This window comes from Streptomyces sp. WAC 04229, assembly GCF_003947455.1.
Classification (GTDB): domain Bacteria; phylum Actinomycetota; class Actinomycetes; order Streptomycetales; family Streptomycetaceae; genus Streptomyces.
On sequence record NZ_QHJH01000001.1, the window covers coordinates 121535 to 141518 of the forward strand.

The 19984-nt window shown below is 74.0% G+C and carries 19 protein-coding genes and 1 pseudogene; 14 read left to right on the top strand and 6 right to left on the bottom strand.

The features are described 5' to 3' along the window. Nucleotides 1–14 precede the first annotated feature (14 nt). On the bottom strand, nucleotides 15–869 hold the full coding sequence (locus tag DMH12_RS00505; protein WP_125489497.1) for a SigB/SigF/SigG family RNA polymerase sigma factor: 855 nt from the start codon (nucleotides 867–869) through the stop codon (nucleotides 15–17). Between the two features lie 819 nt (nucleotides 870–1688). Between DMH12_RS00505 and DMH12_RS00515 the strand changes: the two genes are divergently transcribed. Continuing rightward, nucleotides 1689–1904 carry a hypothetical protein gene (locus DMH12_RS00515; RefSeq protein ID WP_125489498.1) on the top strand — a complete coding sequence of 72 codons (216 nt, stop codon included), beginning with the start codon at nucleotides 1689–1691 and terminating at the stop codon, nucleotides 1902–1904. A gap of 333 nt (nucleotides 1905–2237) precedes the next feature. Beyond that, on the top strand, nucleotides 2238–2693 hold the full coding sequence (locus tag DMH12_RS00520; RefSeq protein ID WP_125489499.1) for a cyclic nucleotide-binding domain-containing protein: 456 nt from the start codon (nucleotides 2238–2240) through the stop codon (nucleotides 2691–2693). A 5-nt stretch (nucleotides 2694–2698) separates the two neighbouring features. Here the strand turns inward: DMH12_RS00520 and DMH12_RS00525 are convergent, their stop codons facing one another. Both DMH12_RS00525 and DMH12_RS00530 read right to left on the bottom strand, forming a co-directional pair. Beyond that, complete coding sequence (locus DMH12_RS00525) at nucleotides 2699–4033, bottom strand: MFS transporter (RefSeq protein WP_125489500.1); 1335 nt, start codon at nucleotides 4031–4033, stop codon at nucleotides 2699–2701. Nucleotides 4034–4079: 46 nt separating this feature from the next. Next, the gene (locus DMH12_RS00530; protein WP_125489501.1) at nucleotides 4080–4694 is read right to left on the bottom strand and encodes a LysE/ArgO family amino acid transporter; all 615 of its coding nucleotides are present in this window, start codon (nucleotides 4692–4694) and stop codon (nucleotides 4080–4082) included. Between the two features lie 69 nt (nucleotides 4695–4763). Between DMH12_RS00530 and DMH12_RS00535 the strand changes: the two genes are divergently transcribed. From DMH12_RS00535 to DMH12_RS00545, 3 genes are all read left to right on the top strand, one after another. Further along, nucleotides 4764–5669 (top strand): LysR family transcriptional regulator ArgP, encoded by a 906-nt coding sequence (locus DMH12_RS00535; protein ID WP_125489502.1) that lies wholly within the window; start codon nucleotides 4764–4766, stop codon nucleotides 5667–5669. A 114-nt stretch (nucleotides 5670–5783) separates the two neighbouring features. Next, entirely contained in the window at nucleotides 5784–6038 is a 255-nt protein-coding gene (locus DMH12_RS00540) for a WhiB family transcriptional regulator (RefSeq protein ID WP_122618739.1), read from the top strand. Further along, a complete protein-coding gene (locus DMH12_RS00545; RefSeq protein WP_125489503.1) occupies nucleotides 6035–6388 on the top strand; it encodes a DUF488 domain-containing protein in 354 nt (117 codons plus the stop codon). The genes DMH12_RS00540 and DMH12_RS00545 overlap by 4 nt, the downstream gene beginning before the upstream one ends. A gap of 36 nt (nucleotides 6389–6424) precedes the next feature. Here DMH12_RS00545 and DMH12_RS00550 read toward each other — a convergent pair whose 3' ends face one another. Continuing rightward, on the bottom strand, nucleotides 6425–8098 hold the full coding sequence (locus DMH12_RS00550; protein ID WP_125489504.1) for an FAD-binding dehydrogenase: 1674 nt from the start codon (nucleotides 8096–8098) through the stop codon (nucleotides 6425–6427). 34 nt (nucleotides 8099–8132) lie between these two features. Then, nucleotides 8133–8756, bottom strand: a complete 624-nt coding sequence (locus DMH12_RS00555) for a TetR/AcrR family transcriptional regulator (protein WP_185832074.1) — start codon at nucleotides 8754–8756, stop codon at nucleotides 8133–8135. Nucleotides 8757–8882: 126 nt separating this feature from the next. On the opposite strand from DMH12_RS00555, the gene DMH12_RS00560 reads away from it, so the two are divergent. The 3 genes from DMH12_RS00560 to DMH12_RS00570 all read left to right on the top strand — a co-directional run bounded on the left by DMH12_RS00560 (nucleotide 8883) and on the right by DMH12_RS00570 (nucleotide 11575). Then, nucleotides 8883–9512, top strand: coding sequence for an alpha-ketoglutarate-dependent dioxygenase AlkB (locus DMH12_RS00560; RefSeq protein WP_125489505.1), 630 nt, complete (start codon nucleotides 8883–8885; stop codon nucleotides 9510–9512). 74 nt (nucleotides 9513–9586) lie between these two features. Continuing rightward, on the top strand, nucleotides 9587–10333 hold the full coding sequence (locus tag DMH12_RS00565; RefSeq protein ID WP_125489506.1) for an MBL fold metallo-hydrolase: 747 nt from the start codon (nucleotides 9587–9589) through the stop codon (nucleotides 10331–10333). Nucleotides 10334–10342: 9 nt separating this feature from the next. Continuing rightward, entirely contained in the window at nucleotides 10343–11575 is a 1233-nt protein-coding gene (locus DMH12_RS00570) for a DUF4032 domain-containing protein (RefSeq protein ID WP_125489507.1), read from the top strand. A 28-nt stretch (nucleotides 11576–11603) separates the two neighbouring features. Here DMH12_RS00570 and DMH12_RS00575 read toward each other — a convergent pair whose 3' ends face one another. Continuing rightward, a complete protein-coding gene (locus tag DMH12_RS00575; protein ID WP_185832075.1) occupies nucleotides 11604–12470 on the bottom strand; it encodes a universal stress protein in 867 nt (288 codons plus the stop codon). Nucleotides 12471–12531: 61 nt separating this feature from the next. Here DMH12_RS00575 and DMH12_RS00580 point away from each other — a divergent pair, with 61 nt between their 5' ends. From DMH12_RS00580 to DMH12_RS00605, 6 genes and pseudogenes are all read left to right on the top strand, one after another. Beyond that, nucleotides 12532–12900, top strand: a complete 369-nt coding sequence (locus DMH12_RS00580; RefSeq protein ID WP_125489509.1) for a VOC family protein — start codon at nucleotides 12532–12534, stop codon at nucleotides 12898–12900. A gap of 94 nt (nucleotides 12901–12994) precedes the next feature. Continuing rightward, nucleotides 12995–14671 carry an FAD-dependent oxidoreductase gene (locus tag DMH12_RS00585; RefSeq protein ID WP_125489510.1) on the top strand — a complete coding sequence of 559 codons (1677 nt, stop codon included), beginning with the start codon at nucleotides 12995–12997 and terminating at the stop codon, nucleotides 14669–14671. Nucleotides 14672–14682: 11 nt separating this feature from the next. Then, nucleotides 14683–16140 carry an ATP-binding protein gene (locus tag DMH12_RS00590; RefSeq protein WP_399186327.1) on the top strand — a complete coding sequence of 486 codons (1458 nt, stop codon included), beginning with the start codon at nucleotides 14683–14685 and terminating at the stop codon, nucleotides 16138–16140. Then, on the top strand, nucleotides 16137–16490 hold the full coding sequence (locus DMH12_RS00595; RefSeq protein WP_125489512.1) for a UBP-type zinc finger domain-containing protein: 354 nt from the start codon (nucleotides 16137–16139) through the stop codon (nucleotides 16488–16490). The genes DMH12_RS00590 and DMH12_RS00595 overlap by 4 nt, the downstream gene beginning before the upstream one ends. Nucleotides 16491–16611: 121 nt before the next feature. Continuing rightward, nucleotides 16612–19584: an AAA family ATPase gene (locus DMH12_RS00600; RefSeq protein ID WP_125489513.1), complete on the top strand. Its 2973-nt coding sequence runs from the start codon at nucleotides 16612–16614 to the stop codon at nucleotides 19582–19584. 123 nt (nucleotides 19585–19707) lie between these two features. Further along, a pseudogene (locus tag DMH12_RS00605) lies at nucleotides 19708–19984 on the top strand (stress protein); the annotation flags it as partial.

Genomic DNA, 19984 nt, shown 5'->3' on the forward strand with positions numbered 1-19984 from the left:
CGGAGTTCACGCCGTCAGTGCTGCGGCGGACGGCCGCCGGCCGTCCGCTCGCCGAGCGCCTCGTCGCGCACCCGGGCGCAGCTGCGGCTGATGAGCCGTGAGACGTGCATCTGCGAGATGCCCAGCTTGTCGGCTATCCGGCTCTGCGTCATGTCCTCGAAGAAGCGCATGTAGAGGATGGCGCGTTCGCGTTCGGGCAGCCGGCGCAGGCCCGTCTTGGCGGACTCGCGGTCGATCACGGTGTCGTACGAGGCGTCCGCCGCGCCGAGGGTGTCCGCGAGGCTGTAGCCGTCGTCGCCGGCCGACAGCTCGGCGTCCAGAGACAGGGTGCTGAAGCTCTCCAGCGCCTCCATGCCGGCGCTCACCTCGTCCTCGGTGAGGCCGGTGTGGGCGGCGAGGGCGGTGAGCGAGGGTTCGGGGCTGCCAGGGCTCTGGGTGAGTTCCCGGCGGGCCACCCGCACCTTGTTCCGCAGTTCCTGGACCCGGCGGGGGACCCGCAGCGCCCACATCCGGTCCCGGAAGTGGCGCTTGACCTCGCCGGTGATGGTGGGCACGGCGTAACTTTCGAAGGCGCCGCGCTCCGGGTCGAAGCGGTCGATGGCCTTCACCAGGCCCAGCGCCGCCACCTGGCGCAGGTCCTCCAGGGACTCGCCGCGGTCCCGGAACCGGCCCGCGATCCGGTGGGCCATGGGAAGCCAGGCGGTGACGAGTTCGTCGCGCAGGGCGTCCCGCTCGGGGCCGTCCGGCAGGCCCGCGAGGCGGCCGAAGAGGGCCATGGTGTCGGGGGCGTCGTCGTGGCGACGGCGACCGGCGGTGGCGTTGGCGGTCCCCGAGGCGTCGGGGCGGCCGGTGGGCGTTTCTACGAGCATGCGGATTCGCTCCTGAACGGTGGTGTCAGGGACTTGCCGCGAGAACGGCACCGTTCGCACCCACCCCGGTCGCGATCGTCGCGATCCGGAGGGGCCGAAGCGGCCATACCGCTCCCGCCGCTGCGCCTCCGGTCCGAAGCACGATTCTGCGACTGCCCCCGCCCCGGTGGAACAAACTCCGCTTTTCGAAATGTACTCAGGACAGCGGAACGAGGACGGTGATGCACTTGCCGCCGGCCGGAAGATCTGCCACGCGCACGTCGTGGGCGAGCCGGCAGACGATCGGCCAGCCCCGGCCGCCGACGCGGCGGCGGCCCTGGTCGTCGGTGGCCCTGGTCGTCGGTGGCCGGCACGGCCACCGGCAGGTCGTGGCTGCGGTCGCTGACCGACAGGCGCACGCCGGGTCCCACGACGTCGACCCGGAAGTCGGTGATGCCGCCGCCGTGCAGGATCGCGTTGGTGGTCAGCTCCGAGGCGACCAGCACGGCGTCCGAGAGGGCGCGCGCGTCGTACCGGGCGGGACCGTCGGCGCCCCGGCGCCCGGCGACGGCGCGTTCGACGGCTCTGCGGGCGTCGGCGGGCCGGCACGGCGGGCTGCGGTCCGCGCCGTACTGATCCACGACGGTTTCGGTCGTGTGCCTGTCGCGCATACGTCCGCTCCCTGATCGGTGACATGAGCCTTCGGTCCGGGCCGTGCGCCGTGGTGGGCGCCGTACGGACCCGTCGCTTTCCGGCTGACCTGTGGCCGCACCGGCAAACCTCGGGCCCTCCTTGTGGCCCAACGGCCATCCGGGCGCCGTGCGCGGGTACGCGGAGTACATGACGGATGTTGTGGACTCGGACGAACTGCTCCGCCGGATGCACCGGGCGAGGACCTGTGCGATGGAGGAGACACGGAGCTGGCGGGACCGGAGCGCGGAACTGCGGCCGACCGATCCTGAGGGATCCCGGGAGGCGGCCGTACGGGCGGTGGCGTACGAGGCCGTCCTGCGGGTGCTGGACGAGGTGCTGACCCCGGGGCGCCACCCGCGGTGAGCGGTGCGGGGACGGATCGACGCCCGCCGGGCGTGCGTGAGTCCGGTCACGTACGCCCACCCCCGGTTTCCCCGGACACCCCAGGATGGTTTAGCGTTCATCCATACGTGGCGACGGAGTCGACCGAAAGTCCTCCGCGGTCACCGCTGACAGCCCTGGCCGGCCTCCCCCGTCCGGCCAGGGCTTTTTCATGCCCGCGCACCGCCGTCCCCGGATTCCGCACCGAATCCGTACGGGATCCGCCGTCCGCCGAATGGCCCAGCGCGCCGACAACGACTGAAATGGGCATAGGGAAAGCCCCGGAACCGAATCGCCGGCGAGGAGCCCCGTGCCATGACCAAAGCGATCAAACTCCTGACCGCCCTTCCCCCGGCCCAGCGAGAACGGCTGATGGCGCTCGCGAGGGAGATCTCGTTTCCGGAGGACGCCCGGATCTTCGAGGCCGGCGACCGGGCCGACCGCTTCTGGGTCATCCGCTCCGGCGCGGTCTCACTGACCCAGCAGGTGACGTCGATGCAGAAGGTCACCGTCGCCAGCCTGGGCGTGGGTGACCTGCTCGGCTGGTCCTGGCTGTTCCCTCCCTACGAGTGGGACTTCGGCGCCGAGGCGTTCAGCCAGGTGCGCGCCTACGAGTTCGACGCGGCCACGGTGCTCGACCTGTGCGAGGAGGACCCGCACCTGGGCATCGTGCTGGTGCGGTCGGTCGCCGAGATCCTCGCCCACCGGCTGGAGACCACCCGGGGCCGGCTCATGGACCACTACGCGCTGCACGGGCGCGGGTCCCTGTAGGCGACTCAGACGCGGTAGCGGCGCAGCGCCGGCACCGCGGCCGCCAGGGCCAGCATCACCACCACGACGAGCAGCCCGCCGCCCGTCACCGCCTCGCGTGCGCCGAAGGCGGAGCCCGCCGTGCCGTGCAGGACGTCGGCCAGCCGCGGACCGCCCGCCACGACGACGGTGAACACCCCCTGCATCCGCCCGCGCATCTCGTCGGTCGCGGCGGACAGCAGGATCGCCCCTCGGAACACCATGGACACCATGTCGGCGACTCCCGCCACCGCCAGGAACGCCACCGCGAGCCACAGACTCCCGCTCAGTCCGAATCCGGCGATGGCCACACCCCAGACGACGACCGCGCCGATCACCATCCAGCCGTGCCGCCGCGCCCGGGAGAAGGTGCCCGAGAACAGACCGCCGGCCACCGCGCCGACCGGAATCGCCGCGAACAGCAGCCCCAGGGCGAGCCCCTCGCCGTACGGGGCGTAGGTCTCGGCGGCGAGCTGCGGGAACAGCGCGCGGGGCATGCCGAGGACCATGGCGACGATGTCGGCCAGGAAGGACAGCAGCAGCACCTTGTGCCCGGCGATGTAGCGGAAGCCGGCCGCGATCTCGCGCACGCCCGCGCGCCGCACCGCCGTGCCCGCGAGCGGCGGGAGGGCGGGCAGCCGGTAGACCGCCCACACCGTGACGCACAGGGCCAGCGCGTCGATCAGGTACAGCTCGGGCAGTCCGATCACCGGGATGAGCGCACCGGCGAGCAGCGGCCCGACCACCTGCCCGGTCTGCATCACGGTCGAGCCGAGCGCGTTGGCCGCGGGCAGTTCGCCCTCCGGGACCAGCCGGGCGATGGAGGCGTTGCGGGCCGGGGCGTTGAGACCCCAGAAGGCCTGCTGGAGCGCGAGCAGCAGCATCAGCGCGGCCACCGACTCCAGGCCCGTGACCGCCTGCACCCAGAACAGCAGCGAGGTGACGGCGATGCCGGTGTTGGTGATCAGCAGCAGCTTGCGGCGGTCCATGGTGTCGGCGACGGCGCCGCCCCACAGCGCGAACACGACGAGCGGCAGCAGACCGGCGAGACCGGCGGCGCCCACCCAGGCCGAGGAACCGGTGATGTCGTAGATCTGCTTGGGCACCGCGACCGCGGTGAGCTGGCTGCCGACGGCCGTGACGATGGTCGAGGACCACAGCCTGCGGTAGGCGGGACGGCGCAGCGGGCGGGTGTCCATCGCCCAGCGGCGCCACCCGCGCCGCGCCCCCTCGTCCGGGGCGGGGGTCTTCGCCGCCCCCTGCTCGGTCCCGCTCTCGCTGCTCTCGCCGGTGTCCACGCGCTTCCTACGTGCTCGATACATCTTTCGGCTGCGGAGATCAGTGTCGCAGCTCCGTTCGAGCGGAGGGTCAGGCGTCGGCGATGAGGCTCACCCCAAGGACGATCATGGTGGCGGCGACCAGTCCGTCCAGTACCCGCCAGGCCGCGGGCCGGGCCAGGAAGCGGCCGAGGTGGCGGGCGCCGAAGCCGAGCACCGCGAACCAGACCAGGCTGGCCGCGGCGGCGCCCAGACCGAAGGTCCAGCGCAGCGGACCCCGGTCGGCGGCCACCGAGCCCAGCAGGAACACGGTGTCGAGGTAGACGTGCGGGTTGAGCCAGGTCAGCGCCAGGCAGGTGAGCACCGCCCGGCGGCGGGAGCCCGCGGTGTCGCCCTCCGCCCGCAGCGCGCCGGCCGGGCGGAACACGCGCCGGGCGGCGAGGGCGCCGTAGCAGAGCAGGAAGGCGCCGCCGATCCATCCGACCACGGTCAGCGCGTCCGGCCACGCCACCACCACCGCGCCGACGCCGCCGACGCCCAGGGCGATGAGCAGGGCGTCGGACAGGGCGCAGATGCCGACCACGGCGAGGACCGAGTCGCGACGGATCCCCTGCCGCAGGACGAAGGCGTTCTGGGCGCCGATGGCGACGATGAGCGAGAGACCGGTACCGAAGCCGGCGGCCGCGGCGGCGAGGGCGTTGTGCATGCTCTCGACGCTAGGCGGACGATCACCGCAGGTACAGCTAAAGATTCTTACGTATCCTTAGCACTCGTGATGACGCCGGAGACTGCGGATCTGCCGCTCGACCAGGTGCGCACCCTGCTGGCCGTGGTGGACGAGGGCACGTTCGACGCGGCCGCCGCCGCGCTGCACGTGACACCGTCGGCGGTCAGTCAGCGGGTGAAGGCCCTGGAGCAGCGCACCGGCCGGGTCCTGCTGCTGCGCACCAAGCCGGTGCGGCCGACGGAGTCCGGCGCGGTGCTGGTGCGCCTCGCCCGCCAGGTCGCCCGGCTGGAGCGGGACGCGCACGCCGAGCTGGGGCTGAGCGGGGCGGCCGGCGCGCCCACCCGGGTGTCGATCGCCGTCAACGCGGACTCGCTCGCCACCTGGTTCCTCGGCGCGCTCACGGAGTTGCCGCAGGAGCCCCGGATCTGCTTCGAGGTGCGGCGCGAGGACGAGGCCCACACGGCGGCCCTGCTGCGGGAGGGCGCGGTGATGGCCGCGGTGACCTCCTCCCCCGAACCCGTCCCGGGCTGCGCCGTCCGGTTCCTGGGGCGGATGCGCTACCTGCCCTGTGCCGGCCCCGGATTCGCCGGGCGGCACCTGGGCGGGCCGCTGCGGGAAGCGCTGGGGGTGGCACCCGTGGTGGTCTTCGACCGGCGGGACGACTTCCAGGATGGCTTCGCCCGGCGGTTCGGGCACGACGGCGCCAGCTCCACGCGTCACTACGTGCCGACCTCGGAGGGCTTCGTGGAGGCCATCGCCGCCGGACTCGGCTGGGGCATGGTGCCGGAGTCGCAGGCGCTGCCGCTGCTGCGTACGGGGAGGCTCGTCGACTTCGCACCGGACCTGTCGGTGGACGCCCCGCTCCACTGGCAGCAGTGGAAACTCGACTCCCCAGCGCTGGCCGTGGTGGCCGACGCGGTGACGGCGGCGGCCCGGCGTGCGCTGCGACGCTAGACACATCGCGGTGTCCGTGGCGTCGAGCCGGTTTCGGCCCGCGGTCGACAGGTCACCCGCATCGGAGCAATCCATGCACGAGGGCGCGAACGAAACCGATCGCAGGTGACTTTGATGGACAACTGGCGAGAGCACGCCGCGTGCCGTACGGAGGATCCCGACCTGTTCTTCCCCATCGGCACCACCGGTCCGGCCGCTTTGCAGACCGAGCAGGCGAAGGCGGTCTGCCGCGGCTGTCCGGTCCAGGAGCAGTGTCTGCGATGGGCGCTCGACACCGGGCAGTCCATCGGCGTCTGGGGCGGGACCAGCGAGCTGGAACGCCGTGCGCTCAAGCGGCGCGAGGCCGTGCGCAGAAGGTCGGGCGCGTGACCGTCCGGGTGCGCCGCGTCTACGACCCGCCCGAGCCCGGCGACGGAGTGCGGGTCCTGGTGGACCGGCTGTGGCCGCGGGGCGTGTCGAAGGACGCGGCGCGGGTGGACGAATGGCCCAAGGGCCTCACCCCGTCGACCGAGCTGCGCCGCTGGTACCACGCGGGCGAGGGCTCCTCCGCGGAGTTCACCGAGCGGTACGAGGCCGAGCTGGCCGGGCCCGAGGAGGCGGAACTCCTCGACCACGTGCGGGAACTGGCGGGCAAGGGCGACGTGACGCTGCTGACGGCGTCCAAGTCGCCCGGGGAGAGCCACGCCGCCGTGCTGCTCCGCCTCCTCGACGGGAAGTGAGGCGGCGGGGCAGCAGGCGGGCGGACACCCCGTCGCTCAGGCCGTGCGGCGCGCCGCGTCGCGGCCCGCGGCCCGTCCGGAGAACAGGCAGCCGCCCAGGAAGGTGCCCTCCAGCGCGTTGTACCCGTGCACCCCTCCCCCGCCGAAGCCGGCCACCTCACCGGCCGCGTACAGCCCCTCGACGGGCGTGCCGTCGGCGGTCAGGGCGCGGGACTCGAGGTCGGTCTGGATGCCGCCGAGGGTCTTGCGGGTGAGGATGTGCAGCTTGACGCCGATCAGCGGGCCCGCCGCGGGGTCGAGGACGCGGTGCGGCGCGGCGACCCGGCCGAGCCGGTCGCCGATGTAGCGGCGGGCGTTGCGGATGCCCTGGACCTGGGCGTCCTTGGCGTACGGGTTGGCCATCTGGAGGTCGCGGGCCTCGATCTGGCGCCGGATCAGGGCCGCGTCCAGGAGCGGCTTGTCGGTCAGCCCGTTCATCCTCTCGACCAGTTGCTCCAGGTTCGGAGCGGTCACGAAGTCGGCGCCCTTGCGCAGGAAGGCGTCCACCGGGGCCGGGGCGCCCTTGCCGAGGACGCGTTCGCGCAGGAAGCCGGCCCGGTCCTTGGCGGTGATGTCGGGGTTCTGCTCGGAGCCGGAGAGTGCGAACTCCTTCTCGATGATCTTCTGGGTGAGGATGAACCAGGAGTGGTCGTGCTCGGCGAGGCCGTCCGCCGTGCGCAGGTGCCGCAGGGTCCCCAGCGTGTCGTAGCCGGGCAGGCAGGGCTCGGGCAGCCGGCGGCCGAGGGCGTCGAACCACAGGGACGACGGCCCGGGCAGGATGCGGATGCCGTGGCCGGGCCAGATCGGGTCCCAGTTCCGCAGGCCCTCGGTGTAGTGCCACATCCGGTCGCGGTTGACCAGGCGGGCGCCCGCGTCGGCGCTGATGCCGAGCATCCGTCCGTCGACGTAGGCGGGGACGCCGGTGACCATCTCGGCGGGCGGGGTGCCGAGACGCTCGGGCCAGTGGCTGCGGACGACGTCGTGGTCGCCGCCGATGCCTCCGGAGGTGACGATCACGGCCTGGGCGGTGAGTTCGAACCCGCCGGCCGCCTCACGGCTGGAGGCGACGCCGCGGGGCGAGTCGTCCTCGGCGAGGACCGTGCCGCGCACGCCGCGCGCGGTGCCGTCCTCGACGATCAGGTGGTCGACGCGGTGGCGGTGGTGGAAGGTGAGCAGTCCGTCGTGCGCGGCCTGTTGCGCGTACCGCACGAAGGGCTCGACCACGCCCGTGCCGGTGCCCCAGGCGATGTGGAAGCGGGGCACCGAGTTGCCGTGTCCGCCGGCCCTCAGGTCGCCGCGCTCGGCCCAGCCGACGGTGGGCAGGAAGGTGATGCCGTGGCCGGCGAGCCAGGACCGCTTCTCCCCCGCCGCCCACTCCACGTAGGCCCGGGCCCAGCGCACCGCCCAGGAGTCCTCGTCCTCGGTCCGGTCGAAGCCGGCGCTGCCCTGCCAGTCGTTCCAGGCCAGGTCGAAGGAGTCCTTGACGCCGAGGCGGCGCTGCTCCGGGGAGTCGACGAGGAAGAGGCCGCCGAAGGACCAGAAGGCCTGGCCGCCGAGGTTGGCCGCGTTCTCCTGGTCGAGCAGGGCGACCTTCCGGCCCCGGCTGGTCAGCTCGTGGGCCGCGACCAGGCCCGCCAGGCCCGCTCCGACCACGATGACGTCGGCATCCATGGCGACCGTCCCTTCCCTGTCCGTAGTGGCTCTGTCATTGGCGAGCGCCGCCGTCGGTGAGCAGCGCGGTGAGCAGTTGTCCCAGCCAGGCCCGGGCGTGCTCGACGTCCCGGTCGAGGAGCAGCTGGGTGGTGACCCCGTCGTACGCGGCGACGACCGCGTGCGCGGCACCCTCGGCGTCGCCCAGCACGGCGGGCAGGGCGGTGTGCCCGCGGGCCCTGGCCAGCCGGCCGGCGATCGCGCGCCGGAGGCGGGCCCGGTGCTCCAGCAGGGCCGCGGCGACCTGAGGGTCGCGGGCGGCGTGCACCAGGAAGTCCGTCTTCACCAGGAGCCAGTCCCGGTCCAGGAGCAGCACCTCGGTGACGCGGTCCACGGCGGCGCGCACGTCCAGGCCGGGTCCGTCCTGGGCGAGGGCCCCTGCCACCTGTTCCGCGATCAGGTCGGCCCGGTCCCGGTAGAGGGCGAAGAACAGCTCGTCGAGGCTGTCGAAGTTGGAGTAGAAGGCACCCCGGCTGTACCCGGCCGCCTCGCAGACCTCCTCGATCGACACCCGGCCGAATCCCTTGGCCGCGAACACCGCGAACGCCGCGTCCAGGAGGTTCGCGCGGGTGCGCACGCGCCGCCTGGTCACCCGCCCGGTCGTCGCCTTCACCGCCATCGGCCCGGCCCCTTCCGCCGTTCGATGCGTGAATGTATCGGATACACCGGTGTATCCGACAGCCCTCGGACGCCGGCTCGCACTCACACTTAGAACGCACATTCGAATAAGGAGTACGCTGGTCCCATGACCACGCACCTCCAGGGCTCACTCTTCGACCAGACCGACGAGGTCCGGCTCGGCCCGCTGGACGGACTGCGCCGCACCCACCTCGGGGCGGGTGCCTGGATCGACCTGCTCCCCGGCTGGCTGCACGGCGCCGACGCGCTGTTCGAGCACCTGGCCGCCGAGGTCCCGTGGCGCGCGGAGCGGCGTGCCATGTACGAGCGGGTCGTCGACGTACCCCGGCTGCTCGCCTTCTACGGCGCCGGCGACCCGCTGCCGCACCCCCTGCTGACCGAGGCCCGCGACGCCCTGTCCGCGCGCTACGCCGACGAACTGGGCGAGCCGTTCACCACGGCCGGGCTGTGCCACTACCGCGACGGCCGGGACAGCGTCGCCTGGCACGGCGACCGGATCGGACGCGGTGCGCGCCAGGACACGATGGTCGCGATCCTCTCGGTCGGCGCGCCCCGGGATCTGCTCCTGCGCCCGGCGGGCGGTGGCGGCGAGACCGTACGCCGCCCGCTCGGCCACGGCGACCTGATCGTGATGGGCGGCTCCTGCCAGCGCACCTGGGAGCACTGCGTCCCGAAGAGCACCCGTGCCGCGGGCCCGCGCATCAGCGTCCAGTTCCGTCCGCACGGCGTGCGCTGAGGGGCGGACGGCCGTCACCGTGCCGGTCTGGTTGGCTGGTGCGGGCAGAGCGGAAACGGAACGCGGGAGACCCCATGGGCGCGGACGTACGACAAGTGGCCGACGGCACCTACCTGGTGCACGGTTCGCACACCAACTGGGTGATCCTCACCGACGGCGACGCGGTGACCCTCGTCGACACCGGCTACCCCGGCGACCGGCGACAGCTGCTCGACTCCCTGGCCGCGGTGGGCGGTTCGCCCGAGGCGGTGACGGCCGTACTGATCACCCACGCGCACAACGACCACCTGGGCTCCGCCGAGTACCTGCGCGCCGCCCACGGCACCCCGGTCCTGCTGCACGAGGCCGAAGTGCCGCACGCCCGGCGGGACTTCCTCCAGCAGGTGTCGGTCGGCACGGTCCTGCGCAACGGCTGGCGGCCGGGCGTGCTGCCCTGGATGGTTCACGTGCTGCGCTCCGGCGGCACCGAGCAGCATCCGGTGACCACGCCCGCGCCCTTCCCGTCGGACGGTGCCCTGGACCTGCCCGGGCGGCCGGTACCGGTGCACACCCCCGGACACACGGACGGGCACTGCGCCTACCACCTCCCGGACGCCGGGGTGGTCATCTCCGGGGACGCGCTGGTCAGCGGGCACGCCATCGGCAGGACCCGGGGGCCGCAGCTGCTGCCCGGCATGTTCCACCACGACCGGGCGGGCACCCTGGCCTCGCTCGGGATCCTCGCCGGACTCGACGGCGACGTCCTGCTCCCCGGGCACGGGCCCGTCCACCGCGGCCCCGTCCGGGAAGCCGCGCTACTGGCCCGGGAACGCGCCGCTTAGAGTCTTGGCATGGCCTTGCAGATCAGCGCCACCAATCCGGAGCACCCCGCGCTCCTGCTCGAACTGCCGTGGCAGCTGCCGCTGGAGCAGTGGCCCGAGGAGTACCTCGTGCCGCTGCCGCGCGGCATCTCCCGGCACGTCGTCCGCTACGCCCGCGCCGGGGACGAGGTCATCGCCGTCAAGGAGCTGGCCGAACGGCCGGCGCTGCGCGAGTACCAGCTGCTGCGCGACCTGGACCGGCTCGCCATCCCCGCGGTGGACGCGCTGGCCGTGGTGACCGGCCGCACCGGCACCGCCGGCGAGGAGCTGGAACCGGTGCTCGTCACCCGGCACCTCGGCGGCTCGCTGCCGTACCGGTCGATGTTCGAGACCACGCTGCGCCCGGCGACCATGCACCGTCTGATGGACGCCCTGGCCGTCCTGCTGGTGCGGCTGCACCTGGCGGGGTTCGCCTGGGGCGACTGCTCGCTGTCCAACACGCTCTTCCGACGCGACGCGGGCGCCTACGCCGCGTACCTGGTCGACGCCGAGACCGGCGACCTGCACCCGCGGCTCAGCCCCGGACAGCGCGACTACGACCTCGACCTGGCCCGGGTGAACATCAGCGGCGAGCTGCTCGACCTGGAGGCCTCCGGGGCGCTGCACCCGTCCGTCGACCCGATCGACTTCGGCACCGAGATCTGCGCCCGCTACCGGACGCTGTGGGAGGAACTGACCCGCACCTCGGTGTACCCGGCGGGCAAGTACCACTACATCGAGCGCCGGATCCGGCGTCTGAACGACCTCGGTTTCGACGTGGCCGAGATGCAGATAGAGCACGCCTCCAACGGCGACACGGTCACCTTCGTGCCCAAGGTCGTCGACGCCGGCCACCACCAGCGCCAGCTGCTGCGGCTGACCGGCCTGGACGCCGAGGAGAACCAGGCCAGGCGGCTGCTGAACGACCTGGAGAGCTGGATGGCCACCCAGGACGACTATGCCCCGGGCGACCCCCTCGGCGCCCGCCCCGAAGTCCTCGCCCACCGCTGGGTGCGCGAGGTCTTCCGGCCCACCGTGCGCGCCGTGCCGCCGGACCTGCGGGGCTCGATGGACCCGGCCGAGATCTACCACGAGCTGCTCGAGCACCGCTGGTACCTCTCCGAGCGGGCCCAGCACGACATCGGCCTGGACACGGCCGTCGAGGACTACCTCGTCAACATCCTGCCCAAGGCCCGGGAGACCCTCCAGCCCACGTCGGACTGACGTCCCGGGCCTCCCCGCCGGTGCGGCCTCAGATGTGCGGGACCACCACCACCGGGCAGTCCGCGTGGTGCAGCACACCGTGCGCCACCGAGCCGATCCGGGCACCGACCGCCGTGCGGCGGGCGCGGCGGCCCACGACCATCAGCTGGGCGTTCGCCGCCACCGACAGCAGCACCTGGCCGGCGCTGCCCATCTCCACGTGCTCCACCACCGGCACGTCCGGGAAGCGCTCGCGCCAGGGAGCGAGCGCCTCGCCCAGCGCCTTCCGCTCGTACTGCTCCAGCCCGCCGGCCTCGTCGGCGAGCGCCATCGAGCCGGGGCTGTAGGTGAAGACCGTCGGCAGGGCCCAGGCCCGCACGGCGCGCACGGTGGCGCCGCGCGCGGCGGCCGCCTCGAAGGCGTACCCGATCACGTCGGCGCTGTCCTCCGGCTCGCCCTGCTGGCCGACGACGACCTCGCGGCCGGCGGCCTCACCCGCGGCCTCGTCACCGGCGCGCACGAGGACGACGGGCCGGGTCGCCTCGGCGATCACCTGGCGGCCGACGGAGCCGAGCAGGAAGCCGACGACCGCCCCGTGGCCGCGCGAGCCGAGCACCAGCGTCTCGGCGTCGGCCGCGGCGGCGAGCAGTACGGCGACGGGGTCGTCGGCCTCACGGAGCTCCGTGGACACCGTCAGCTCCGGGTGCCGCTCGGTGACGGTCCGGACCGGCTCGGCGACCGCGTCCCGCACCCACCGCTCCTGCGCGTCCCGGTCCCCCTCGCCGCCGTCCCGGACCTGCCAGGCGTGCACGACGTGCAGCGGCGCCTCCCGGCGGACCGCCTCCCTCGCGGCCCAGGCCAGTGCGGCCAGGCTCTCCTCCGAACCGTCCACGCCTGCCGTGATCGGGCGCGTCATACGGGTCCCTCCCTGTGTCGCGGTGACGTCCATGGGGTCCAGTCTTCCCTACGATGTCCGCATGCCATTGGAGTGGGAGCAGGTGGTGGTCGACGCGGCCGACCCCGGGGCCCTCGGGCGCTGGTGGGCCCGGGCACTGGGCTGGGTGGTGGTGGACGACTCCTGCGACGAGTACGAGATCCGTCCGGAGCCGGACCGGCTGCCGGGACTGCTGTTCGGCCGGGTGCCGGAGGGCAAGGCCGGGAAGAACCGGCTGCACCTCGACTTCCGGCCCGTGGACCAGGCGGCCGAGGTGGCCCGCCTGCTGGAGCTGGGGGCGCGCCACGCCGACGTGGGCCAGGGCGAGGACGTCCCGTGGGTGGTGCTGGCCGACCCGGAGGGCAACGAGTTCTGCGTGCTGGGCCCCCGCGGCGGGGGCCCGGCTGCCTGAGCGAGGCGCGGCGATCGAACATACGATGGGCTGCAGGCCGGTGCGGTGACGGGGACGCCGTGCCGTGAATCCGGCCGCTCGACGTGGGGGACGCATGGCACAGGACGACGGGGCGACGCGGACCGTCATCATGACCGTGGACGACGATCCGGGGGTCTCCCGTGCCGTCGCCCGTGACCTGCGGCGGCGCTACGGCGCCACGTACCGCATCGTGCGCGCGGAGTCCGGCGAGTCGGCACTCCAGGCGCTGCGGGAGCTGAAGCTGCGCGGCGACCTGGTGGCGGTGCTCCTCGCCGACTACCGGATGCCGCAGATGAACGGCATCGAGTTCCTGGAGCAGGCCCTGGACATCTATCCGGGCGCCCGGCGGGTGCTGCTGACGGCGTACGCGGACACCGGCGCGGCGATCGACGCGATCAACGTCGTCGACCTGGACCACTACCTGCTCAAGCCGTGGGACCCGCCCGAGGAGAAGCTGTACCCGGTCGTGGACGACCTGCTCCAGGCCTGGCGCACCGGCGACCACCGGCCGGTGCCCAGCACCAAGGTCGTCGGACACCGCTGGTCGGCGCGGTCCTCGGAGGTCCGCGAGTTCCTGGCCCGCAACCAGGTGCCGTACCGCTGGTACGCGTCCGACACCCCGGAGGGGCGCCGCCTGCTGTCGGCGGCCGGCCAGGACGGGCAGCGGCTGCCGGTGGTGATCACGCCGGACGGGACGCCGCTGGTGGAGCCGGAGGCGCCCGACCTCGCCGCGCACGTGGGCCTGGCCACGACCCCGACCTCGGACTTCTACGACCTGGTGGTGATCGGCGGCGGCCCGGCCGGGCTCGGAGCGGCCGTGTACGGGGCCTCGGAAGGGCTGCGGACGGTGCTGGTGGAGCGGTCGGCGACCGGCGGCCAGGCCGGGCAGAGCTCCCGCATCGAGAACTACCTCGGCTTTCCCGACGGTGTCTCCGGCGGGCAGCTCACCGAGCGGGCCCGGCGGCAGGCGGCGAAGTTCGGCGCCGAGATCCTCACCGCGCGGGAGGTTACCGGCCTGGAGGCCAACGGGTCGGCGCGGGTGGTGCGCTTCTCGGACGGCTCGGCGATCGCCGCGCACAGCGTGATCCTGGCGACCGGCGTGTCCTACCGGCAGCTCGCGGCGCCGGGCACGGACGAACTGACCGGCTGCGGCGTCTTCTACGGTTCGGCGCTGACCGAGGCCGCGTCCTGCCAGGGCCACGACGTGTACATCGTCGGCGGCGCCAACTCGGCGGGGCAGGCGGCGATGTACCTCGCGCGGGGCGCCAAGTCGGTGACGCTGCTGGTGCGCGGCGGCTCGCTGGCGGCGTCGATGTCGCACTACCTGGTCCAGCAGATCGAGGAGACGCCCAACATCCACGTGCGCTGCGGCACCGTGGTCGAGGGCGCGCGGGGCGACGGCCGGCTGGAGCGGCTGACGCTGCGCGACGCGGAGGCCGGCGGCACCGAAGAGGTCGACGCGCAGTGGCTGTTCGTGTTCATCGGCGCGGCGCCGCTGACCGACTGGCTGGACGGGACGGTGCTGCGGGACGAGCGCGGGTTCATCCTCGCCGGGCCCGACCTCACCGTGGACGGGCGGCCGCCGGCGCAGTGGGAGCTGGACCGCCCGCCGTACCACCTGGAGACCAGCGTCCCGGGCGTGTTCGTGGCGGGCGACGCCCGCGCCGAGTCCGCGAAACGGGTCGCGTCCGCCGTCGGAGAGGGAGCCATGGCCGTGATGCTCGTCCACCGGTACCTGGAGCAGTCGTGAGCGGGCGGCCGATGCCGTGCGCGCCCGCGGAGATCGGGAAGCTCTTCCTGTTCGAGAAGCTGTCGCCCGAGCAACTGGGACGGCTGTGCGCGGAGGGGCGGGTCGAGTTGTTCGAGCCCGGCCCGGTGTACACCGAGGGCGAGGACGCGACGTGCTTCTACGTGATGATCGAGGGGTCGGTCGTGCTCTCCCGCCGGGTCGGCGGGGACGACGTCGAGACCAACCGCACCTCGCAGCGCGGTGTGTACGCGGGCGCGATGCAGGCGTACGTCGGTGACCGGCTGCCGCAGGTCTACAACAACTCGATGCGGGTCACCGAGCCGACGCGGTTCTTCGTGCTGCCCGCCGCGACGTTCGCGGCCGTCATGCGGGAGTGGTTCCCGATGGCGGTGCATCTGCTGGAGGGGCTCTTCTTCGGGTCCAAGAGCACGCAGCGGGCGGTCGGGCAGCGGGAGCGGCTGCTGGCCCTGGGCTCGCTGTCGGCCGGTCTCACGCACGAACTGAACAACCCGGCGGCCGCCGCGGTGCGGGCCACGTCGGCGCTGCGGGAGCGGGTGGCGAAGATGCGGCACAAGCTGGCCGTGATCGCCGAGGGCCCGTTCTCCCGGGACGCGCTGGCGGGGCTCATCGAGATCCAGGAGCGCACGGCCGAGCGGGTCGCCAAGGCGCCGTCGCTCAGCCCGCTGGAGGCCGCCGACCGGGAGGACGCCCTCACCGACTGGCTGGAGGACCACGGCATCGACCACGGGTGGCAGCTCGCCCCGACCTTCGTGCAGGCCGGTCTGGACACCGACTGGCTGGAGCAGGTCGCGGCGGCGGTGGACGAGGAGATCCTCGCGGGAGCGGTCGGCTGGCTCAACTACACCGTCGAGACCGAGCTGCTGATGAACGAGATCGCGGACTCCACCGCCCGGGTCTCCCACCTCGTCGACGCCGCCAAGCAGTACGCGCAGCTCGACCGGGCGCCCTACCGCACCGTCGACGTCCACGAACTCCTGGACAGCACCCTGCTGATGCTGTCCGGCAAGATCGGCCCCCGCATCGAGGTCGTCAAGGAGTACGACCGCACGGTGCCGAAGGTCCCGGCGTACCCGGCGGAGCTGAACCAGGTGTGGACCAACCTGATCGACAACGCGGTCGCCGCGGTGAACGGCGCGGGCGGCGCCGGCACGCTGACGGTGCGGACCGCCCTCCACCACGACCGGCTGCTCGTGGAGTTCCGCGACACCGGCACCGGGATCGCCCCGGAGATCCGGGAGCGCATCTTCGACCCGTTCTTCACCACCAAGCCGGTGGGCGAGGGCACCGGGCTCGGCCTGGACATCTCCTGGCGGATCGTGGTCAACAAGCACCACGGCGCGCTCCAGGTGGAGTCCGAGCCGGGCGACACCCGTTTCCAGGTGCTCCTGCCGCTCACCGCCGCCGAGCCCGATCCGACCGAGGAGACGGCACGAGAGGAGACGGCATGACCAGCGACACCGGAATCGACCCCACCGTCCCGCCGAGCGGCAGCGGCTGCGCCGAGTGCGACGCGGCCGGCGGCTGGTGGTTCCACCTGCGGCGCTGCGCGAGCTGCGGCCACGTCGGGTGCTGCGACAGCTCGCCGGGGCAGCACGCGACCGGGCACTACACGGCCACCGGGCACCCCTTGGTGCAGAGCTTCGAGCCGGGCGAGGAGTGGTACTGGGACTACGCGGCCGGCGAGGTGCGCGAGTCCGGTCCCGGCCTCGCCCCGCCGTCCAGCCACCCCGAGGACCAGCCGGCGCCCGGACCGGCAGGCCGGGTCCCGGCGGACTGGGCCGCCACACTGCGGCGCTGACCGCGCGCGGACCGGTCCGGCGGGCCCCGGGACCGGTGCGGACCGTCGGGCAGTCCTGGGGCCCGGTCCGGGCGATCCCGGTGCCACGGGACGGGGAGCGCTGTCGCACCCGCGTGTCAGGATGGGCGTCGTGCCGCAGACCTCAGTCACCAGCCCACTCATCGGCCGCGAGGACGAACTCGCGCGTCTCACCGGCGTCCTGGAGCGCGCCCGTGCCGGGGAGGCCCGCGCGGTGCTCGTCGCCGGGGACGCCGGGGTGGGCAAGACCCGGACCCTGGACGAGGTCGCCGGCCGGGCCGCCGCGGCCGGGACCACCGTGCTCACCGGGCACTGCGTGGACCTGGGCGACGTCGGTCTGCCCTATCTGCCGTTCACCGAGATCCTCGGCGCACTGGCCGCCGACGAGCGGTTCGCCGCCGTACTGGCCGCCCACCCGGTGGCCGACCGGCTGCTCGGCGGCGGCCCGGACGACGGGGGCACGGCGGACCGGTCGCGGCTGCGCCTCTTCGAGGGCGTGGCCGCGCTGCTCACCGACCTGGCGGACGTCGCGCCGCTGCTGCTGGTCCTGGAGGACCTGCACTGGGCCGACCAGTCCTCCCGGGACCTGCTGAGGTTCCTGCTCAGCCGGGGCGTGCTGCAACGGCCGGCCGGCGGGGCCCCTGGCCACCGTCTCGCGGTGCTCGCCTCGTACCGGGCGGACGACCTGCACCGTCGGCATCCGCTCCGTCCCCTGCTGGCCGAGCTGGTGCGGCTGCCCTCCGTGGAGCGTCTTGAGCTGCGTCCCCTGCCGGACGCCGACGTCGCCCGGCTGGTCCGCTCGCTGCGGGACCGGCCGTTGCCGGACACCACCGTGCACCGCATCGTCGAACGCGCCGAGGGCAACGCCTTCTACGCCGAGGAGCTGGTGGCGGCCACGGACACGCCCGCCGTCGGCGTGCCCAGCGGCCTTGCCGACGTGCTGCTCATCCGCTTCGAGCAGCTGTCGGAGACCGCGCAGCAGGTGCTGCGCACCGCCGCGGTCGCCGGGCGGCGGGTGGGGCACGATCTGCTGCGGGACGCCGTGGGGCTGCCCGAGGAGGAGCTGGAGTCGGCGCTGCGCGAGGCCGTGGAGCGGCAGTTGCTCGTCTCCGGCGACGGGGACACGTACTCGTTCCGGCACGCCCTGGCCCGGGAGGCGGTCTACGCCGATCTGCTCCCCGGGGAACGGGCCCGGCTGCACGGCGGGTTCGCGCGGCTGCTCGCCGGGCCGGACCGCCGCTCGGACAGCGCGGCCGAACGCGCCCACCACTACCGCGAGAGCCACGACCTGCCCGAGGCGCTGGCCGCGTCCCTGGAGGCCGCCGACCACGCGCAGCGCGTCGGCGCGCCCGCCGAGGAGCTGCGGCACGTGGAGGCGGCGCTCGACCTGTGGTCGGCGGTCGACGCCGCCGCGCGGCCCACGGGCCCCGACGCGGTGACGCTGACGCTGCGCGCCTCGGCGGCCGCGGCGCACGCCGGAGAGGTGCACCGGGCGGTCTCCCTCACCCGTTCCGCGCTGGCCGGCCTCGGCCAGGACGCCGACCTGGAACTGGCGGCCCGCGTGCGCTACACGCTCGCCGGGAACCTGCTCAGCGTCGACAACCAGTCGGCGGCGTACGCCCACAGCAGCGAGGCGCTCGGCCTGATCCCCGCCGAGCCACCGTCGGCGACCTGGCTGTGGGCCGCGGCGACCCATGTGATGGCGGCCCGCCAGGTCGGGGAGAACGGGACGGCGCTGCACGTGGCCCGCCGGGCCCTCGACGTGGCGGAGGAGCTGGGCATCACCGACGCCCGCGCCGACCTCCTGATCTCCCTGACCAGCCTGGAGGGCGGCAACCGGAGCACCCCGGAGGGCCGCGAGCGCCTGATCGAGGCGCGGGAGCTGGCACGGCGGGCGGGCAACGCGCCGGTGGAGCTGCGCGCCCTGTTCAACCTGGCCATCGGCGGCTTCGAGTCCGGCGACCTGGAGGAGTGCCTGACCCGGGCGTCGGAGGGCCTCGACCGGGCCCGCCGCTCCGGGCTGCTGTCGTCGCCGTACCCGCGGGAGATGCGGTACCTGCGGCTGCTGGTGCAGTACACGCTGGGGCACTGGGACGAGTGCGTTCGCGGCTCTGAGGAGCACGGCGGGACGCTGCCCGCCTGGGGTGGTCACACCCTCGGCCCGGGGCTGTACGTGGCTCTGGCGCGCGGCGACGCGGGGGCCCCCGACCGCGCCCGGGCGCTGCTGAAGGGGCCGTTCGACTGGATGGCCCGGCTCGTCGCGGGCATTGTGCTGACCGACGCCGCCGCCCTGCGCGGGGACGCGGCCGATGCCGTGCGGTCGATGCGGTCCACCGTCGAGGCACTCAGCGACGACGCGGGCACACCGCCCCTCGCGACCGTCAGGCTCGCCGCCCTCGCCCTCTCCGCGGTCGCCGACACCGTGGCGCAGCTGCGCATGACAGGGGACGAGGCCGGCGCCGCCCGCTGGACGGAGACCGCGGCCGAACTGGTGGCGCAGGCGCGGTCGTCCGCCGGGTACGGGGAGGACGGAACGCCCCAGGGCCCGGAGGGGCAGGCATGGCTGGCGCGGGCCGAGGCGGAGTGGATCCGGGCCACCGGTTCCGAGCCGGACCCGGCGTCCTGGGAGAGGACGGTGACCGCGTTCGCCTTCGGCGACACCTACGAGCGCGCCCGCTGCCGGCTGCGCCTCGCGGAGGCCCTGCTGGCGGCCGGCCGCCGCGAGGAGGCGGCCACCGAGGCCGAAGCGGTACGCCGGGAGGCCGACCGGCTCGGCGCCACGGTGCTGCGCGAGCGGCTGGACGACCTGACCCGCCGCGGCCGCCTCACGGACGCGGCGCCCGCCGGCGGGCCGGGGGCCGCGGTGCTCACCGCCCGGGAGCGGGACGTGCTGCGGCTGCTCGCGCTGGGCCACAGCAACCGCCGGATCGGCGAGGAGCTGTTCATCAGTGCCAAGACGGCGAGCGTCCACGTCTCCAACATCCTCGCCAAGCTGCACGCGGCCGGCCGCACCGAGGCGGTCGCCATCGCCTACCGGCAGGGTCTGATCGTCCCGGAGCCGGCGTCGTCGGACTGAGCAGGCGGGCCCGGGCGCCGGGAACCCCCGCCGCCCGGCGGACGTTGACCCGGCACCGACACCCGTACGCGTACCCCCACCCCTACCGCGCCGGGAGCGCGCACGACGAAACAGGGCGGCACGATGAGCGAGCTGGTCCCCGGGGGCAACGTCCCTCTGCCCGTCGGCCCCGTGCAGGTACGGGTGCCCGGCCCCTTCGACGTGTCGGCGCTCGTCACGGACGACGGCGGAAAGGTCGGCGGGGACGGGGACTTCGTCTTCTACAACCAGCCGCAGGCACCCGGCGCCCGGCTCCTCGGCGGCGCGCTCACCGTCGATCCGGCACGGCTGCGCCCCGGTGCGAGCCGGGTGACGGTGGTGGTCAGCCCGTCGGACCCCGGGACCGCCCTGAGCGCCCTGC

Excerpts from the sequence above, each read along its gene's own strand:
- DMH12_RS00505 (WP_125489497.1), bottom strand. The coding sequence starts at position 869 with ATGCTCGTAGAAACGCCCACCGGCCGCCCCGACGCCTCGGGGACCGCC.
- DMH12_RS00515 (WP_125489498.1), top strand. The coding sequence starts at position 1,689 with ATGACGGATGTTGTGGACTCGGACGAACTGCTCCGCCGGATGCACCGG.
- DMH12_RS00520 (WP_125489499.1), top strand. The coding sequence starts at position 2,238 with ATGACCAAAGCGATCAAACTCCTGACCGCCCTTCCCCCGGCCCAGCGA.
- DMH12_RS00525 (WP_125489500.1), bottom strand. The coding sequence starts at position 4,033 with ATGTATCGAGCACGTAGGAAGCGCGTGGACACCGGCGAGAGCAGCGAG.
- DMH12_RS00530 (WP_125489501.1), bottom strand. The coding sequence starts at position 4,694 with ATGCACAACGCCCTCGCCGCCGCGGCCGCCGGCTTCGGTACCGGTCTC.
- DMH12_RS00535 (WP_125489502.1), top strand. The coding sequence starts at position 4,764 with ATGACGCCGGAGACTGCGGATCTGCCGCTCGACCAGGTGCGCACCCTG.
- DMH12_RS00540 (WP_122618739.1), top strand. The coding sequence starts at position 5,784 with ATGGACAACTGGCGAGAGCACGCCGCGTGCCGTACGGAGGATCCCGAC.
- DMH12_RS00550 (WP_125489504.1), bottom strand. The coding sequence starts at position 8,098 with ATGGATGCCGACGTCATCGTGGTCGGAGCGGGCCTGGCGGGCCTGGTC.
- DMH12_RS00555 (WP_185832074.1), bottom strand. The coding sequence starts at position 8,756 with ATGGCGGTGAAGGCGACGACCGGGCGGGTGACCAGGCGGCGCGTGCGC.
- DMH12_RS00560 (WP_125489505.1), top strand. The coding sequence starts at position 8,883 with ATGACCACGCACCTCCAGGGCTCACTCTTCGACCAGACCGACGAGGTC.
- DMH12_RS00565 (WP_125489506.1), top strand. The coding sequence starts at position 9,587 with ATGGGCGCGGACGTACGACAAGTGGCCGACGGCACCTACCTGGTGCAC.
- DMH12_RS00570 (WP_125489507.1), top strand. The coding sequence starts at position 10,343 with ATGGCCTTGCAGATCAGCGCCACCAATCCGGAGCACCCCGCGCTCCTG.
- DMH12_RS00575 (WP_185832075.1), bottom strand. The coding sequence starts at position 12,470 with ATGACGCGCCCGATCACGGCAGGCGTGGACGGTTCGGAGGAGAGCCTG.
- DMH12_RS00580 (WP_125489509.1), top strand. The coding sequence starts at position 12,532 with ATGCCATTGGAGTGGGAGCAGGTGGTGGTCGACGCGGCCGACCCCGGG.
- DMH12_RS00585 (WP_125489510.1), top strand. The coding sequence starts at position 12,995 with ATGGCACAGGACGACGGGGCGACGCGGACCGTCATCATGACCGTGGAC.
- DMH12_RS00590 (WP_399186327.1), top strand. The coding sequence starts at position 14,683 with ATGCCGTGCGCGCCCGCGGAGATCGGGAAGCTCTTCCTGTTCGAGAAG.
- DMH12_RS00595 (WP_125489512.1), top strand. The coding sequence starts at position 16,137 with ATGACCAGCGACACCGGAATCGACCCCACCGTCCCGCCGAGCGGCAGC.
- DMH12_RS00600 (WP_125489513.1), top strand. The coding sequence starts at position 16,612 with ATGGGCGTCGTGCCGCAGACCTCAGTCACCAGCCCACTCATCGGCCGC.